This window comes from Arthrobacter sp. Y3223151 (genome assembly GCF_059091125.1).
Genome location: NZ_JBNHGI010000002.1, coordinates 20,212 through 34,918, shown reverse-complemented (window position 1 = coordinate 34,918; position 14,707 = coordinate 20,212). Strand labels below are relative to the sequence as shown.

General features: G+C 67.9%; 15 protein-coding genes. 5 read left to right on the top strand and 10 right to left on the bottom strand.

The genetic code is table 11. The features are described 5' to 3' along the window. Nucleotides 1-18: 18 nt before the first annotated feature. Complete coding sequence (gene trhA, locus AC5RUP_RS03900) at nt 19-780, bottom strand: PAQR family membrane homeostasis protein TrhA (RefSeq protein WP_494154355.1); 762 nt, start codon at nt 778-780, stop codon at nt 19-21. Nucleotides 781-904: 124 nt separating this feature from the next. On the opposite strand from trhA, the gene AC5RUP_RS03895 reads away from it, so the two are divergent. Then, nucleotides 905-1,666, top strand: coding sequence for an isoprenyl transferase (locus AC5RUP_RS03895; RefSeq protein ID WP_494014372.1), 762 nt, complete (start codon nt 905-907; stop codon nt 1,664-1,666). A gap of 268 nt (nt 1,667-1,934) precedes the next feature. Further along, nucleotides 1,935-3,332 (top strand): RNA 5'-3' helicase PhoH2, encoded by a 1,398-nt coding sequence (phoH2, locus tag AC5RUP_RS03890; protein WP_494133426.1) that lies wholly within the window; start codon nt 1,935-1,937, stop codon nt 3,330-3,332. A gap of 132 nt (nt 3,333-3,464) precedes the next feature. Here the strand turns inward: phoH2 and AC5RUP_RS03885 are convergent, their stop codons facing one another. From AC5RUP_RS03885 to AC5RUP_RS03870, 4 genes are all read right to left on the bottom strand, one after another. Beyond that, nucleotides 3,465-4,811 (bottom strand): sensor histidine kinase, encoded by a 1,347-nt coding sequence (locus AC5RUP_RS03885; protein ID WP_494154354.1) that lies wholly within the window; start codon nt 4,809-4,811, stop codon nt 3,465-3,467. After that, nucleotides 4,801-5,424 carry a response regulator gene (locus AC5RUP_RS03880; protein ID WP_494154353.1) on the bottom strand — a complete coding sequence of 208 codons (624 nt, stop codon included), beginning with the start codon at nt 5,422-5,424 and terminating at the stop codon, nt 4,801-4,803. Before AC5RUP_RS03880 ends, AC5RUP_RS03885 begins: the two co-directional genes overlap by 11 nt. A 138-nt stretch (nt 5,425-5,562) precedes the next feature. Then, nucleotides 5,563-6,492 carry an AfsR/SARP family transcriptional regulator gene (locus tag AC5RUP_RS03875; protein WP_494154352.1) on the bottom strand — a complete coding sequence of 310 codons (930 nt, stop codon included), beginning with the start codon at nt 6,490-6,492 and terminating at the stop codon, nt 5,563-5,565. 402 nt (nt 6,493-6,894) lie between these two features. Beyond that, nucleotides 6,895-7,683, bottom strand: coding sequence for a hypothetical protein (locus AC5RUP_RS03870; protein WP_494154591.1), 789 nt, complete (start codon nt 7,681-7,683; stop codon nt 6,895-6,897). Between the two features lie 56 nt (nt 7,684-7,739). Between AC5RUP_RS03870 and AC5RUP_RS03865 the strand changes: the two genes are divergently transcribed. Together AC5RUP_RS03865 and AC5RUP_RS03860 are read left to right on the top strand one after the other, a co-directional pair. Further along, nucleotides 7,740-8,246, top strand: coding sequence for a prepilin peptidase (locus AC5RUP_RS03865; RefSeq protein ID WP_494150178.1), 507 nt, complete (start codon nt 7,740-7,742; stop codon nt 8,244-8,246). A 9-nt stretch (nt 8,247-8,255) separates the two neighbouring features. Next, the gene (locus AC5RUP_RS03860; RefSeq protein WP_494154590.1) at nt 8,256-8,726 is read left to right on the top strand and encodes an NUDIX hydrolase; all 471 of its coding nucleotides are present in this window, start codon (nt 8,256-8,258) and stop codon (nt 8,724-8,726) included. A gap of 2 nt (nt 8,727-8,728) precedes the next feature. On the opposite strand, the gene AC5RUP_RS03855 is transcribed toward AC5RUP_RS03860, so the two are convergent. The 5 genes from AC5RUP_RS03855 to AC5RUP_RS03835 form a co-directional block, all read right to left on the bottom strand. After that, a complete protein-coding gene (locus AC5RUP_RS03855) occupies nt 8,729-8,959 on the bottom strand; it encodes a hypothetical protein (RefSeq protein ID WP_494068208.1) in 231 nt (76 codons plus the stop codon). A 42-nt stretch (nt 8,960-9,001) separates the two neighbouring features. Then, nucleotides 9,002-10,312 carry a S8 family serine peptidase gene (locus AC5RUP_RS03850; protein ID WP_494133422.1) on the bottom strand — a complete coding sequence of 437 codons (1,311 nt, stop codon included), beginning with the start codon at nt 10,310-10,312 and terminating at the stop codon, nt 9,002-9,004. Nucleotides 10,313-10,603: 291 nt separating this feature from the next. Further along, complete coding sequence (locus tag AC5RUP_RS03845) at nt 10,604-12,031, bottom strand: class II fumarate hydratase (RefSeq protein ID WP_493978641.1); 1,428 nt, start codon at nt 12,029-12,031, stop codon at nt 10,604-10,606. A 123-nt stretch (nt 12,032-12,154) separates the two neighbouring features. Then, complete coding sequence (locus tag AC5RUP_RS03840; protein ID WP_493978642.1) at nt 12,155-12,769, bottom strand: carbonic anhydrase; 615 nt, start codon at nt 12,767-12,769, stop codon at nt 12,155-12,157. A 60-nt stretch (nt 12,770-12,829) separates the two neighbouring features. Further along, entirely contained in the window at nt 12,830-13,423 is a 594-nt protein-coding gene (locus AC5RUP_RS03835) for a DUF4245 domain-containing protein (protein ID WP_494133421.1), read from the bottom strand. 245 nt (nt 13,424-13,668) lie between these two features. On the opposite strand from AC5RUP_RS03835, the gene glpX reads away from it, so the two are divergent. Continuing rightward, complete coding sequence (gene glpX / locus AC5RUP_RS03830; RefSeq protein WP_494068294.1) at nt 13,669-14,658, top strand: class II fructose-bisphosphatase; 990 nt, start codon at nt 13,669-13,671, stop codon at nt 14,656-14,658. Nucleotides 14,659-14,707 lie beyond the last annotated feature (49 nt).

The following is a 14,707-nucleotide window of genomic DNA, read 5'->3' as shown; positions in this document are numbered from 1 at the left end:
GGACGCCCGTGGTGACCTTTAGCCGGAGTTGCCGAGCACCGCGATCATGATGGCGAGGTAATGGCAGACGAAAGCCACCACGGTGCAGGCATGGAACAGCTCGTGGAAGCCGAACCAGGTGGGAGAGAAATTCGGCCGCTTGATCCCGTACACCACCGCACCGCCGATGTAGAGGACCCCTCCCGCGCAGATCAGGACCGCCGCGGGGACGCTGGCCGCGAAGAAGTCGGGCAGGTAGAACAGTGCGGCCAGCCCGAGTGCGCAATAAACCGGGACATAGAGCCAGCGCGGCGCGTGGGGCCACAACACCCGGAACCCGACGCCGGCGATGGCGCCGGCCCAGATCAGCCACAGCAGCAACGTGGCCTTCGCCGGTTCCAACAGTGACCAGGCCAGCGGCGTGTACGTTCCGGCGATGACCAGCATGATGTTGGTGTGGTCCAGGCGCTTGAGCACCAGTTTGACGCGGGGGCTCCAGTTGCCGCGGTGGTAGACGGCGCTGACGCCGAAGAGCAGCAGGCCCGTAACCGCGTAGACCGCGCAGGCCCATTTGGCCGCTGCCGTGGGTGCCAGCGCCACGAGGACAATCCCGGCCGCCAGGGCCAGGGGCGTGGCCCCAGCGTGCAGCCAGCCGCGGAACTTCGGCTTGATGTTGAGCGCGTCGGCTACCTGCTCCACGGCCCGCTCGATGGGGCCGTCCGTGGCCTCCCGCCGGGCGGCGGAATCCTCGTAGCCGCCCCGGTAACCGGAGGGCCCGGTGGCGGCGCCGTGTTCACTCATGCGGTTATTCTAGCGGCCGCCGCCACCCCTTGTTACCGGCCGGTAACAAGGGGTGGCGCGGAACCGGCCGGGCGGGGGGATAGAATTCTAAGTCGTGAACGGGCGATCAGGAAGGCGGGGTGCGGTGTCTCTTCCCGGCGTCCTGTACCGCCTGTATGAGCGGCGCCTGCAACGTTCGCTGGCGCCCGACCGGATCCCGGGCCACATCGGCGTGGTCGTCGACGGCAATCGGCGCTGGGCCAGGCTGGCCGGGGCGCCCACGCGGGAAGGCCACCAGGCCGGAGCAGACAAGATCCTGGAGTTCCTGGGCTGGTGCGGCGACCTGGGCATCAAGGTGGTTACCCTCTACATGCTCTCCACGGACAACATGGGCCGTTCGGAAGACGAATTGCGCGAACTGCTGGGTGTCATTGGCAACACTTTGGACCGGTTGGGCGAGGGCAAGAACGTGCGCGTCCATCCCGTCGGCGCGCTGGAGACACTCCCGGCGGACCTCGCTGCCAAACTCAGCGACCTGGGGGAGCAGACCGCCGGTGTAAACGGCGTCCACGTGAACGTGGCCGTGGGCTACGGCGGCCGGCGGGAAATCGTTGACGCCGTCAAGGGCCTGCTGCGCCATGCCGACGCGGAAGGCAAGAGCCTTGCCGACGTTGCGGATGCGTTGGCGGTCGAGGACATCTCCGGCTATCTCTACACCAGCGGCCAGCCGGACCCGGACCTGGTCATCAGGACCTCGGGCGAACAGCGGCTCTCCGGCTTCCTGATGTGGCAAAGCGCCTACAGCGAATACTACTTCTGTGAGGCCCTGTGGCCGGATTTCCGGCGCTTGGACTTCCTGCGGGCGCTCCGCGACTACGCCAGCCGGCAGCGCCGTTTCGGCGCCTGACGCGGTCGGCGGAGCGGGCGGCGGGCCGGCATCCGTCCCTGTTACGCAGAATTCATTGAAACGATTTCTTCCGGACCCTTGTGTTGCTGAATTACATCGGCGTAATTTGGGTCTATCAGTCGGCAAAACCGCAGATTGATCGGGAGGCCACCAGTTTGATGCGCACAGCGAAAGCCGCATCGGGGGAGGCCGGTTCCGGCCTGGTGGCCCTACCGTCCACGCCCCGCTTCACACAGTCGGAGCCGTCGCGCTCCGGACGGGAGCAAGCATGACCGCCAGCAAGAATCCGCATCCAGCCGCCACGACCGGACCCGGGAAGCAGCCCGCCGCTGCCACCTCGTCCGGTCGTTCTGTTTCCGCCGGGGAACGGGAAACAGCGCGGGCGTCATTTGTCCTGGACACCTCCGTGCTGCTGTCCGATCCGCGGGCACTGCTGCGCTTCGCCGAGCATGAGGTGATCCTGCCGGTGGTGGTGATCACGGAGTTGGAAGGCAAGCGGCACGACCCGGAGCTGGGCTATTTTGCCCGCCAGGCGCTGCGTCTGCTGGATGACCTGCGCGTGCAGCACGGCGGCCTGGACCAGCCCATACCGCTGGGGACGGAGGGCGGCACGCTGCGGGTGGAGCTCAACCATGTTTCGTCCGACGTGCTGCCGGCGGGATTCCGCGGCGGCGACAACGACAGCAGAATCCTGGCCGTGGCCAAGAACCTCGCCGTGGAGGGCCGCAACGTCACCGTGGTCTCCAAGGACCTGCCCCTGCGGGTGAAAGCGTCGGCGCTGGGGCTTCGCGCGGACGAGTACCGCAACGAACTGGTCAAAGACTCCGGCTGGACCGGCGTGGCCGAGCTGGATGTGGCCGACGACGACGTGACCGCGCTGTATGGACACGAGCCGGTGTTCATCCCGGAGGCCGCGGAGCTGCCCGCCAACACGGGACTGGTGCTGCTGTCCACCCGCGGATCGGCCCTGGGCCGGGTGGGGGCCGACAAACAGGTCCGCCTGGTCAAGGGCGACCGCGACGTGTTCGGCTTGCACGGACGCTCCGCGGAACAGCGGCTGGCCATCGACCTGCTGATGGACCCCGAGGTGGGGATAGTCTCCCTCGGCGGACGGGCCGGTACCGGCAAGTCCGCGCTGGCGCTGTGCGCCGGGCTGGAAGCGGTCCTGGAGCGGCGCGAGCACCGGAAGGTGGTGGTGTTCCGGCCGCTGTACGCCGTCGGCGGCCAGGAACTCGGGTACCTGCCCGGCTCCGAATCGGAAAAGATGAATCCGTGGGCCCAGGCGGTGTTCGACACGCTCGGCGCCCTGGTTTCGACCGAAGTGGTCGAGGAAGTCATGGACCGCGGCATGCTGGAGGTGCTGCCGCTGACGCACATCCGCGGCCGCTCGCTGCACGACTCGTTCGTGGTGGTGGATGAGGCGCAATCGCTGGAGAAGAACGTGCTGCTGACGGTGATGAGCCGAATCGGCCAGAACTCCAAGATCGTCCTCACGCACGACGTCGCGCAGCGTGACAACCTGCGGGTCGGGCGGCACGACGGCATCGCCGCCGTCGTCGAAACGCTCAAGGGGCACCCGCTCTTCGGCCACGTGACGCTGACACGGTCGGAGCGCTCGCCCATCGCCGCCCTGGTCACGGAGTTGCTGGAGGGCGCCGAGATCTAGCCGGCGTTCCCATCCGTCGGCGGGAAGCGGGCTGCCGCAGCGCGGCCCGCTTCCCGCCGAAGGCAGCCGGCCGATCGTCGCCTCACTGCGCCGGGGGTTGCCCCTGGCTGCGTCCTGGCAGGCGCCTGGAAACTACTGCCCGGAAGGGAAGGCCATGACGATCCGGGTGCCGGCGCCGGGGGCCGATTCAACGTGCAGCGTACCCTCGGCTTCCCGGACGGTGTCGCGCATGATCCGTAGGCCGAGGTGTTCGGCCCGCCTGGCGGCGTCAGGAGTAAAGCCGACGCCGTCGTCGACGACCTCCAGCACAACTGCATCGCTGGACTGCCGCAGCGAGACCTTGACCAGCCGGGCGGACGCATGCTTGGAAGCATTGGTCACGGCTTCACGTGCCGCCCGGTAGAGCAAATCGGGGCGGGCGAGAGCGGCGGGCTCGGGGAAGTCGATCTCCAGTTGCCAATCGGCTCCCCGTTGGCGGACCGGCACACCCAACCCGTCGAGCGCAGCCGGCAGGCCCTCGGCCGACAGGTCCGGCGGGTACAGCGTCAGGGTGATCCGGCGCAAGTCGTCGATGCTGCCCTTCACCATATTCCGTGCCAGCGCATGAAAGTCGCTGTCCGAAGCGGTCTGCTGCTGTTCGCGCGATTCCAGGGTGTAGGCCAGCCCCGCCAGATCCTGGATGACGCCGTCGTGGAGGGTCCGGCCCAAACGCCGGCGTTCCTCTTCGGAGGCCGCCATCGATTTCTGCAGCAGTCCACGCCGGATTTCACTGGCCTTCCGCATGCGGCGCGCCATTCGAAGTGCCGGTCCGAGCTGGAGCAACTGCAGCACGGCCAACGCGACGAGGATGACAGGCAGGATGCCCAGCATCTCGTCCTGCATGCGGTTGATTTCGTTCGCCGGGTGAGACAGTTCGAAGATGTAGTCATTTCCATCGGCGGCCTGGGCCCGCACATACACGTTGACCAGCTCGGCGCGGCCCAGCCCGAAGATGTTGTCGTCCGGGGGATCTTCGACGACGCTGACGGGTGCATTCCCCTGCAACTGGGCCAGGAGCCGGGCCGGCAGGTGGATCTGCCGGCCGATCAGCTCATCGACGTCGGAATAGACAATCGAGCCGTCAAGATCCCGGACGGTGACCCGCAAAAGGTGGCCGTCGTCGATCATCGGGTCAACTTCGCTGTCCAATTCGGCCAGGGCCTCCGGAACCCCGGCCAGCGCCGCCTCCGTGACGTCCTGGGAGAATTGGTGGTCGACGATTTGTGCCGTGCGTTCCGCGGCGTGGAGGAGGGCATGGTCGGCAGCCAGCGAGCGGGCGACCATGATCACCGGCACCGTGACGATGATCAGTGCCGCAAGCCCCGACATTGCGAAGCGGCGCAGGGCCGCCTGCATTTCAGAGGGCTTCCGGCGGCGGGATCCAGAGGGCTTTTCAGAGAGGATGCTGCGCCGGACCTGCGCGGCCAAGTCAACGACCATGCCCGCCGTCCAGCAGTTCCAGCCGCTGGGCGGTGGCGACGGCTTCGAGCTGTGAATGTGCGCCGAGCTTGGCCAGGATCGACTTCACGTATCCCCGGCACGTGTGCGGGGATATGCCCAGCCTCCGGGAATTCGTGCGGACATCGTTGCCTGCTGCCATGAGGGCCAATACCTGGTGCTCGCGTTTGGTCAGGGCAGGCCTGTCCGCTGCCGTGGCCGGTGGAGCGGTGACGTATCGAGTGAGCGCGGACGGGTAGACCGACATGCTGCCGCTCCTGGCGTTCCGGACCGTCTCGAGCAGCGTCGACAGGGAACCGTCTTTGGGCAGGAAACCGCAAAGACCCGAGGCGGCGGCGCGCGCCAGTACATTCAGCGACGGGTTACCGGTCAACAAGATGATCCGTGTCTCCGGGGCAGCCTGCAGGATCTGCTCGGCCGCGCTGACCCCGTCGCCGTCGGGCAGGTGGTAATCCATGATGACCACGTCGGGCCGGGCCCGGCGGCACAAGGCAACCGCCTCGCTCACACCGGCGGCGCTGCCCACATTGGCCAGATCCGCTTCCCGGTCCAAAGCGTCAGACAGCAACTCCGCGAAGGTCGTGTGATCATCCACGACAGCGATTGTTAGTTTTTGCTCCCCCAAAGAGCTCACTCCAGTTCCCCAACTCAAGACACGAAGGACTTGACCCCACCACGAGTATGCACGGTGCGCGCCGGGAAGTACATACCGGGGCCGGCAGGTCTCCCGCCCTCAGCTGGCTGCGAGCGCCTTGCGCAGGAACGAGCTGACAATGTCTCCCGCCGCCATGTACTGGGGTCCGGCCGTTGCGTCGACTGTGAAATGTTCCTTCCGGTGCCTTGCTGCGGACGGGGTCAGCCGTTCGTTGAGCAGCAGCAGCGCCGCCAGAACTTCTGAAAGTCCGGACTGGGCATCAGCGGTGGCCTTCAGCAGCCGCACGTGGACCTCCTGAAGGGCCGGGCCGGGGGCACAACCGAGGTCGCGGCCGAACAACCGACGGCACCGTTCGTAGGCCTGCAACCCGTCGGCATGCCGCCCGCAAAGTTCCAGGCCTCGGATGAGGACTGTCCACGCCGCTTCATTCAGCGGAGAAGCAGCAACGCACCGCTGGGCCCAGAGCACGGCTTCGTCGGGCCGATGCAAGGCCAGCGCTGCCTCCGCAGCCAACTGTTGGGCGTGCTGCACCGTTTCCGCATGGCCCGAACGGGCCTCTTCCGCCCAATCGGGAGTCAGCTCGTCACCCAGCAGCGGCTCCGACGCGAGCGACAACGCCTCGACCAACAAGGGGTAGGCCCTCGGCGGTTCGGCAAACTCGGCGGCCCGCACCAGGGCCTGGAAGCGGTGCAGGTCGACGTCGACCATGTCCCGGTCGATCATGTAACCGCCGTTGGCCGTGCGCAGCGGTCCCGTCTTCGCGCAGCCAGGCTGCAGGTTGCGCCGCAGGATGCTGACGTAGCTCTCCAACGTGGCCAGCGCTTCACCCGGGGCGCGGCCGCCCCACAACAGGTGCACCAGCCGGTCCTTCGACATCGGCGAACCAACGTGCAACAGCAAGATTTCCAGCACCTGACGCGGCTTTGGGCCGCCCAATTTGTCGGCGGTCAACACGGTCTCGCCGCGACGGATCCGCAAGTTTCCGATCATTTGCACGGCCATAGGCATGGCCCATCCACTCAATTGCTCCACGATTCCCCCCTCGCAGCACGCACCCCCCAATGAGTGCACTACCATCGTGCGCTGGCTCCCCGACGGCGGGACAGCCTCGCCTGAGGGGTGCCGATACCCCTAATGTGAGGGGGGGACTGGGACGGCACCGGCTTTTTCCAAGGATGAATGGGGACTCTGGACTCGTGACCCCGGTGGCTTGGCGCAGCACGGCCGGCCGGCCGGGCGCACGCCGCCGGGCCCTGGCCCCACCCCTCAACGCCAGGGCCCGGCCGCGCGCCCTGCACCGTCCGGACGACCGGAGTGCCACCGGGCGTGCTGCACCCGGGCGGCGGGGTGTGCTGGCCGGTGCCGGCCGGACGTCCGGGCCTGGTGGCACCGGCCCGCTTCGCCGCGCCGTCAGGCGGGATGCGGGCGCACCGGCCAGGGAATGTGCTCCCGCACGTCGGTGAGGTTCATGCTGACCTCGAGGAACAGGTCGTCGAGCATGTATTCGTCCACCCCGAGGATGGTCAACGCATGACCGCCGCCCTGTTGGGGCCCGTCCATGGCCACCGCGGAAACACAGACGCCGGTCCGCCAGTCGACCCGCACCTCGGTGCGGCCCTCGGGAAGCAGCGGATGGCCGGCGTCGTACGGTGCATACGTCTGGTTGGGCGAGACGACCGCCTCCAACGCCCTCCGGCCCTGGTGCTCGACCTCACGCAGATCATGGATCTCCACGGGGTTGGCGAAGGGCGCCTCATAGGCCACCGGCGCGTTGCCGGCCAGCTCAACCGGATCCAGCATCGCGGACCAGCGCCCGTTGCCGAAGACCGGCTCACCGTAGGCGGCCTCGGGCCGGCGGCGCACCAGATGGAGGTCGTTGAATACCGGCGTGACCAGATGCGGAGGCAACAGCCACGACTTGCGTGTCGCGCTGACGTAGAAACCGTCCCGGGAGTCGTTAATGCCGGTGGTGCTGTACAGCAGCCTGCCGTCAGCCGACTCGACCCGAAGCGCTCCGGGGCGCCGGGTCCACGCACGCAGCATGCCGCCGGAAGCATCCGGCTCCGGCGCATCCGGGTGGACGGCCCGGAGCTCAAACCGCAGCGATTCCCACTTCCACGGAGAAGAGCGGCAGAGGCACCTGAAGATCTCCGCGTTGCCGGCGGCGTCGCCGGCCTTGAGCACGCTCCCGCCGTTCATATCCACAGTGTAGCCGCCGGCTCCCGGGGATCAGGCGGGTGCAGTAGGTTGGGTCCATGGTCGAGCAACTGGCGCTGCTGTGGCCCGGCCGTGCATTCGCGTTTTGGATGCTGCTGGCCGCCGGCGGCTATCTGCTGGTGATCGGAGTCCGGCTGAGCTGGATTGACCTGCGGACGCACCGGCTGCCGAACCGCATTGTTTTCCCGGCCTACGCGGTCTCCGGGGTGCTGCTGCTTGCGGCCTCCCTCGGAGGCTATGAAGCCGGCATGTTCTGGCGGGTGCCGGCCGGCGGCGCACTGCTCTGGGTCTTCTATTTCGCCGTCCGGCTCATTTATCCAGCCGGCATGGGATTCGGCGACGTCAAACTGGCCGGGGTGCTGGGGATGTACCTGGGCTACCTGGGGTTTGAACACCTGCTGCTGGGGACGTTCGCGGCCTTCCTGCTGGGCGGTGCGTACGGGGTGTTGCTGGTGGTGCTGCGGCGTGGATCGCTGCACAGCGACATTCCGTTCGGGCCGTTCATGATCGCCGGCGCGTGGGCGGCGCTGCTGCTGCCGACGTAGCCTAGGTCCATGCCTACTCCCGACTTCATCCTCCGGTTGCGCGACAAAATCGGCCACGACCTGCTCTGGTTGCCCGGTGTCACCGCGGTGGTGCTGGATGGGCGCAACCGCGTCCTGCTGGGCCGGCGCGCCGATAACGGGCGGTGGACGCTGATCACCGGCATCCTGGACCCGGGGGAGCAGCCCGCCGCGGGCGTGGTGCGCGAGGTCTGGGAGGAAACGGGCGTCGTTGCCGAGGTCGAGCACCTGGCCGAGGTCCACGCGGGCGGCCCCATGGAGTTCGTCAACGGGGACCGGGCCCAGTTCCTGACGCTGAACTTCCGGTGCCGGCAGGTGGGCGGCGAAGCGCGGGTCAACGACGACGAGTCGTCCGAGGTCGGCTGGTTCGGGCTGGACGAACTGCCGGAGCTGACCGACTACCATCGCGCCCGGCTGAAGGCGGCCTTGCGGGCCGGGGGAGTCCCGGAATTTGTCCGCTGAGCCTATTGGATGTCGGAGTCGGGAGGAGGCAGGACGAACTGCCGGTCTTCGTCCACGGACTCGACGCCCTCGATTCCGGCAACAGCGGCACGCTGTCCCTCCGGCAATGAACCGGTAATCATGCCCAAGGTGGACAACACGTTTTCCACCCGCATGCCGCCGGCTGCCAACTGCTCGGCAATCCGCCCGGTATCGGAAAGGTAGTCGTGGCGCACCGTCACGGTGATCTGCATACCCCCATGATAGGTCCGGCGCCCCCTCCCGGGGGAAGCGGGTCACTGCGGGGCAAATACCAGCCCCGCCCCGACGTCGACGGAGGGCACGGGCAACCGCTCCGCTTCCTGCACCAGGGTGGCCCATAGTTCCAGGCCGCGCCGGCCGGTAGCCTCTGACCACAGGGCCGCCACGCCGGCGGCATGGGGCGTCGCCATGCTGGTGCCGCTGATGGTGTTGTAACGCTTCGGCATGGGCCAGGACGAATACACCTGGAACCCGGGACCGGCGCAGTCCACCTGCCCGCCGCGCAGGGGAAGGCTGCGGGCGGAAAAGAACGCGACCTCCAGGGCCTGGTCCAGCGCGGCTACCCCCATGATGTACGGGCTGTTCGCCGGGGCGCCGACGAACCCGAACTCGCCCTTCCGGCGGTCGGCGTTGTTTCCCGCGGCGGCGATGATCAGGGAACCCTGCTCCAGCGCCCGGCTCCCGGCGGCCGTGTAGGGCGGGTGGATTTGTGCGACGTCGGCTCCCAAGGACATCGAGATGACGGCACAGCCGTTGCCCACGGCCCAGTCGATCCCGGCGAGGATGCCGGCGTCGGTCCCGGAACCGGCGTTGCTGAGCACCTTGCCGGCGAAGATCTCCGCTTCGTAGGCTACGCCGTAGCGCGGGCCGGTGCCGGGGGCCTTGGGGCCGCAAGCGGTCCCGATGCAGTGCGTGCCGTGGCCGTGTCCGTCCTGCGGCGGCTCGCCCGGGATGAAGGAGGCGTTGGTGATGCTGCGTCCGGCGAAATCCGGATGCGCCTCATCGAACCCGGTGTCCAGCACGGCGACGCGCACGCCTTGCCCCGAATAGGGCGACGAGACGGCCCTGGTGGCCTGCTGTCCCCAGGTGAAATTGTTGTTGTCGGCGAAGCCCGCCGGTGCGGGGCCCGCTTCGTAGCGCTCGTGCCGCCGCGCGGCGAGCCGGCCGGACAGGTCGGTCACGCCGTCGCGGTAGCCGGCGGCGTAGTCATCGGCCGGGCCCAGGACGTCGTGGATGAGTTCCGGCGAGACCGAGAGGACACGGTGCCGGGCGGCGTTACTGACTTGGAGCGAACTGATCTGGTCCGGACCGGCGGTGACGACGGCGATGCCCAGGTTCGCGAAGACCGTCGCGTCGGCGCCGGAGGCCGTGTCCGGGTCCACTCCGCGGGTGCCGAAATCGCGGCTGTCAGCGACATTCGACAGGCCGGCGGCGTCGGCCAGGATACCGGCACATTCCTCGGCCGGGCCGTAAAAGACGACGATAAAGCGTCCGGTGGTCTTCGGCTGCCCGGGCAGGGAATAGTCGGCCGTCGCCAGGGACGGGGGCTGCGAATCGCCAATCACGGAGACCTCCTGGACACTCTTCCACCGGGTCCCCGACGGGCCGGCGGGCGGCCCGGGATGGGCCGTTTATCCGCCGTCCACGGGGACGTGTGCGCTCATCCTAGTCCCGGAGGCCGTCGGTTCAAGCTCCAAGGCAATCGTTTCAGCCGGTCGGGGCCAAAAAAGGCAGCAGGGCCCCTTCCTGACGTAAATCCAGCGCCCTTGCCAGGTGTCGGCCGCGGCAGCCGACACGCTGAGGGGCGCCCCTGCCGAAGCAAGAGCGCCCTTCAGGACCCGCGATGGACCGGCCTGCTATTTGGCCTGCGGCGGGACGGTCATCGAGAGCACGTCCAGCGCGGAATCCAGCTGCTCTTCGGTCAGTTCGCCGCGCTCCAGGAAGCCGAGCGCGATGACGGACTCGCGCACGGTCAGGCCTTCCTGGACCGAGTGCTTGGCGATCTTGGCGGCGTTTTCGTAGCCGATGTACTTGTTCAGCGGGGTCACGATCGAGGGGGAGGCCTCGGCCAGGAAGCGGGCGCGCTCCACGTTGGCGGTCAGCCCGTCGATCATCTTGTCCGCCATGACGCGCGAGGTGTTCGCCAGCAGGCGGATGGACTCGAGCAGGTTGGCGGCCATCACCGGGATGCCCACGTTCAGCTCAAAGGCGCCGTTCGTGGAGGACAAGGCGATGGTGGTGTCGTTGCCCACGACCTGGGCGGCAACCATGATCGCCGCCTCGCAGATCACCGGGTTGACCTTGCCGGGCATGATCGAAGAACCCGGCTGCAGGTCGGGGATGGCGATCTCGCCCAGGCCGGTGTTCGGGCCCGAACCCATCCAGCGCAGGTCGTTGTTGATCTTCATGAACGCGTAGGCGATGTTGCGCAGCTGGCCGGAGGCCTCGATCAGGCCGTCGCGGTTGGCCTGCGCCTCGAAGTGGTTGCGCGCCTCCGTCAGCGGGAGGCCGGTGTCGGCGGCCAGCAGTTCGATCACGCGCTGCGGGAAGCCGGCCGGGGTGTTGATGCCGGTGCCGACGGCGGTGCCGCCCAGCGGAACCTCGGCCACGCGCGGCAGGGATGCCTCGATGCGTTCGATGCCGTAGCGCACCTGGGCGGCGTAGCCGCCGAATTCCTGCCCGAGGGTGACCGGCGTCGCGTCCATCAGGTGGGTGCGGCCGGACTTCACCACGTCCTTGAACTCTTCGGCCTTGCGCTCCAAGGAAGCGGCCAGGTAGTCCAGCGCGGGGATCAGCTCGTTGATCAGGGCGGAGGTGGCGGCCACGTGCACCGAGGTCGGGAAGACGTCGTTGGAGGACTGCGAGGCGTTGACGTGGTCGTTCGGGTGGACCGTCTTGTCGCTGCCGGCGTCCCGCAGCGCACGGGTGGCCAGCTCGGCCAAAACCTCGTTCGTGTTCATGTTCGACGAGGTGCCGGAACCGGTCTGGAAAACGTCGATCGGGAAGTCGCCGTCGTACTTGCCCGTGGCTACTTCGTCCGCCGCCGCGGCGATGGCCTTGGCCAGTTCGCCGTCCAGGACGCCCAGTTCGGCGTTGGCGGTGGCGGCAGCCTTCTTGATCCGGGCCAGGGCCTCGATGTGGGCGCGCTCCAGCGTCTTGCCGGAGATCGGGAAGTTCTCGACAGCGCGTTGGGTCTGCGCACGGTAGAGGGCGTTGACCGGAACACGGACCTCGCCCATGGTGTCGTGTTCGATGCGGTATTCAGCAGAATCAGCAGAAGTCATGGCTCCAAGCTTATGCCTGCGGCGCACCGGTTCCGAATTGTGTTGCGGCACGGCGGCGGCTTGGATGACGCGGCGCCGACCGGGCCAGCGGCCACCGGGCGGGGCGTCCCGCCCGGTGCGTCGCTAAAGGGCTCCGTGCCCTGCGACGAGCTCGGCGCGGCCGTCCGCCAGCCGGTAGGCCACGCCGACGACGGCCGTGCGGCCGGCCTCGACCGCCTCCGAAATGGCCCGCGAACTGTCCAGCAGGCGTTCGGAAGACTGCCGCACGTTTTCGATCACCATGTCGTTGAGGTCCTCGAGGCCGGCACGCCGGGCGGCGAGCACCGAGGGCGTGATCCGCTCCACGAGGTCCCGCAGGCCGCCGCGCGGCATTTCACCGGTGTCTATCGTGTTTTTTGCCGCGGTCACGGCACCGCAGCTGTCGTGGCCCAGGATGACAATCAACGGAACGTTGAGCACATCCACGCCGTACTCTAGCGATCCGATCACCGCGTCACCGAGGACGTGGCCGGCGGTGCGGACCACGAACGCATCGCCGAGTCCCAGGTCGAAAATGATCTCGGCAGCCAGCCGGGAGTCGGAACAGCCGAAGATGATGGCGAACGGATGCTGCTCGTTGACCAGCGAACTGCGCCGGGCGGCGTCCTGGTTCGGGTGGACTGACGTGCCTGCCACGAAGCGGGCGTTGCCGTCGATGAGTTTTTGCCAGGCCTGGGCGGGGGTCAATGAGGTGGGCACGAAGCAACCTTACTGCTTCGTGCGTCCCGGCCCGCGCACCGGTTTCCGTGTCGGGGCGGATTACTTGCTGTCCAGGTCTTCCACGATCGCGGTGGCCAGGACATCGAATTCGTCCAGCTCCGCGGTGCCGGTCAGGATGACGGTGAATTTGCCGTGCTCCAGCACGAGGCTGCGCTCGCCCGCGCCGGCGTCGCGCAGTTCCCAGGTGGCACCCGCTTCGCGGTCGCCGGTGACCGGCGCGTTGTCGGTTGTCTGGCCGACCCAGGTGGGGTTGGCTTTGTCGGTCTGGATCAGTCCGATGTACTCCTCGCCCGGCGTGATGTAGCCGACTTCCCACGCCGCCACCTGCGCGGTTCCCCCGGTATCCCACCGGGCGTAGTTGGACGTCCAGCCCGCCGGGAGGTCGACGGCGAGCGGCAGGTAACCCGCCGTGGACTCGGCCTGCAGGGCGACGCCCGGGACGTCAATATTACGTTCGTAGACTCCGGGCTTGCTGCCCGGATTCAGGAACATCACCGGCAGCAGAACGGCGAGGGAGAGCCCCACAGCCATCAGCATGCCGACCACCGGAGCCTTCGCGCGGTTGGCCTGCTTGGCCGTCAGCACTGGCTTGACCGGCAGCTCGGTCGATTCTTCGGGACGCGCTTCACTCACCGTTCCATGATCTCAGATGCCCGCCCCTGTGCGCACACGCCCGCGGCACCAGGGGGCGGCCCGGGCGGCCCGCGCGCTGGCCCCCGGGGCGGCGACGACTATGATCGAAAGCAATGGAAGATGTCCGCACCGCAGATGCATCCATCACGGCACCGCAGCCGGTGCTGTCTGAAGAGCTACTCGAAGATGAGGTCGAAGTGTCCCACGAAGCCCAGGCTGACCCCTTTTCCAACTTTCCGCCGTCCATGCGCGTCGGCGACAACGAGCCGGACCGAAACCTGGCGCTGGAACTGGTGCGCGTCACCGAAGCCGCGGCGATCGCCGGCGGCCACTGGGTCGGCTACGGGGACAAGAACGCCGCCGACGGCGCCGCCGTGGACGCCATGCGCGCGTTCCTGTCCACCGTCAGCTTTAACGGGGTGGTCGTCATCGGCGAGGGCGAAAAGGACGAGGCCCCGATGCTGTTCAACGGCGAAAAGGTCGGCGACGGCACCGGCGCCGAGTGCGACGTCGCCGTGGACCCGATCGACGGCACCCGGCTGACGGCGCTGGGCATCAACAACGCGCTCTCCGTGCTGGCCGTCTCCGAGCGCGGCACCATGTTCGACCCCTCGGCCGTGTTCTACATGGAGAAGCTGGTCACCGGGCCCGAAGCGGCGGACCTGGTGGACCTGCGGCTGCCCATCAAGCAGAACCTGCACCTGATCGCCAAGGCCAAGAACAAGAAGGTCAACCAGATCAACGTGATGATCCTGGACCGCGACCGGCACAAGCCGTATGTCGAGGAGATCCGCGCCGCCGGTGCACGCACCAAGTTCATCATGGACGGCGACGTCGCCGGCGGCATCGCGGCCGCCCGCGAGGGCACCGACGTCGACGTCCTGATGGGCATCGGCGGCACCCCCGAGGGCATCATCACCGCCTGCGCCATCAAGTCCCTGGGCGGCGTGATCCAGGGCCGGCTCTGGCCCACCAGCGACGAGGAAAAGCAGAAGGCCATCGACGCCGGCCACGACCTGGACCGGGTGCTGACCACCGATGACCTGGTCACCAGCGACAACTGCTTCTTCGTGGCCACCGGTATCACCGACGGCGACCTGCTGCGCGGCGTCCGCTACAAGAACCACAAGGTCCTGACGCAGTCGATCGTGATGCGCTCCAAGTCGGGCACGATCCGCATCGTCGAGGGCGAGCACCAGGAATACAAGTGGGACCGCTTCGAGCGGAAGCTCTAGGCGCACCGCACGGAGAATGAAAACCCCGCACCGGCCCGAGCCGGTGCGG

Coding starts and splice junctions, on each gene's coding strand:
- trhA (WP_494154355.1), bottom strand. CDS start 780: ATGAGTGAACACGGCGCCGCCACCGGGCCCTCCGGTTACCGGGGCGGC.
- phoH2 (WP_494133426.1), top strand. CDS start 1,935: ATGACCGCCAGCAAGAATCCGCATCCAGCCGCCACGACCGGACCCGGG.
- AC5RUP_RS03885 (WP_494154354.1), bottom strand. CDS start 4,811: ATGGTCGTTGACTTGGCCGCGCAGGTCCGGCGCAGCATCCTCTCTGAA.
- AC5RUP_RS03875 (WP_494154352.1), bottom strand. CDS start 6,492: ATGCCTATGGCCGTGCAAATGATCGGAAACTTGCGGATCCGTCGCGGC.
- AC5RUP_RS03870 (WP_494154591.1), bottom strand. CDS start 7,683: ATGAACGGCGGGAGCGTGCTCAAGGCCGGCGACGCCGCCGGCAACGCG.
- AC5RUP_RS03865 (WP_494150178.1), top strand. CDS start 7,740: ATGGTCGAGCAACTGGCGCTGCTGTGGCCCGGCCGTGCATTCGCGTTT.
- AC5RUP_RS03860 (WP_494154590.1), top strand. CDS start 8,256: ATGCCTACTCCCGACTTCATCCTCCGGTTGCGCGACAAAATCGGCCAC.
- AC5RUP_RS03855 (WP_494068208.1), bottom strand. CDS start 8,959: ATGCAGATCACCGTGACGGTGCGCCACGACTACCTTTCCGATACCGGG.
- AC5RUP_RS03845 (WP_493978641.1), bottom strand. CDS start 12,031: ATGACTTCTGCTGATTCTGCTGAATACCGCATCGAACACGACACCATG.
- glpX (WP_494068294.1), top strand. CDS start 13,669: ATGCGCGTCGGCGACAACGAGCCGGACCGAAACCTGGCGCTGGAACTG.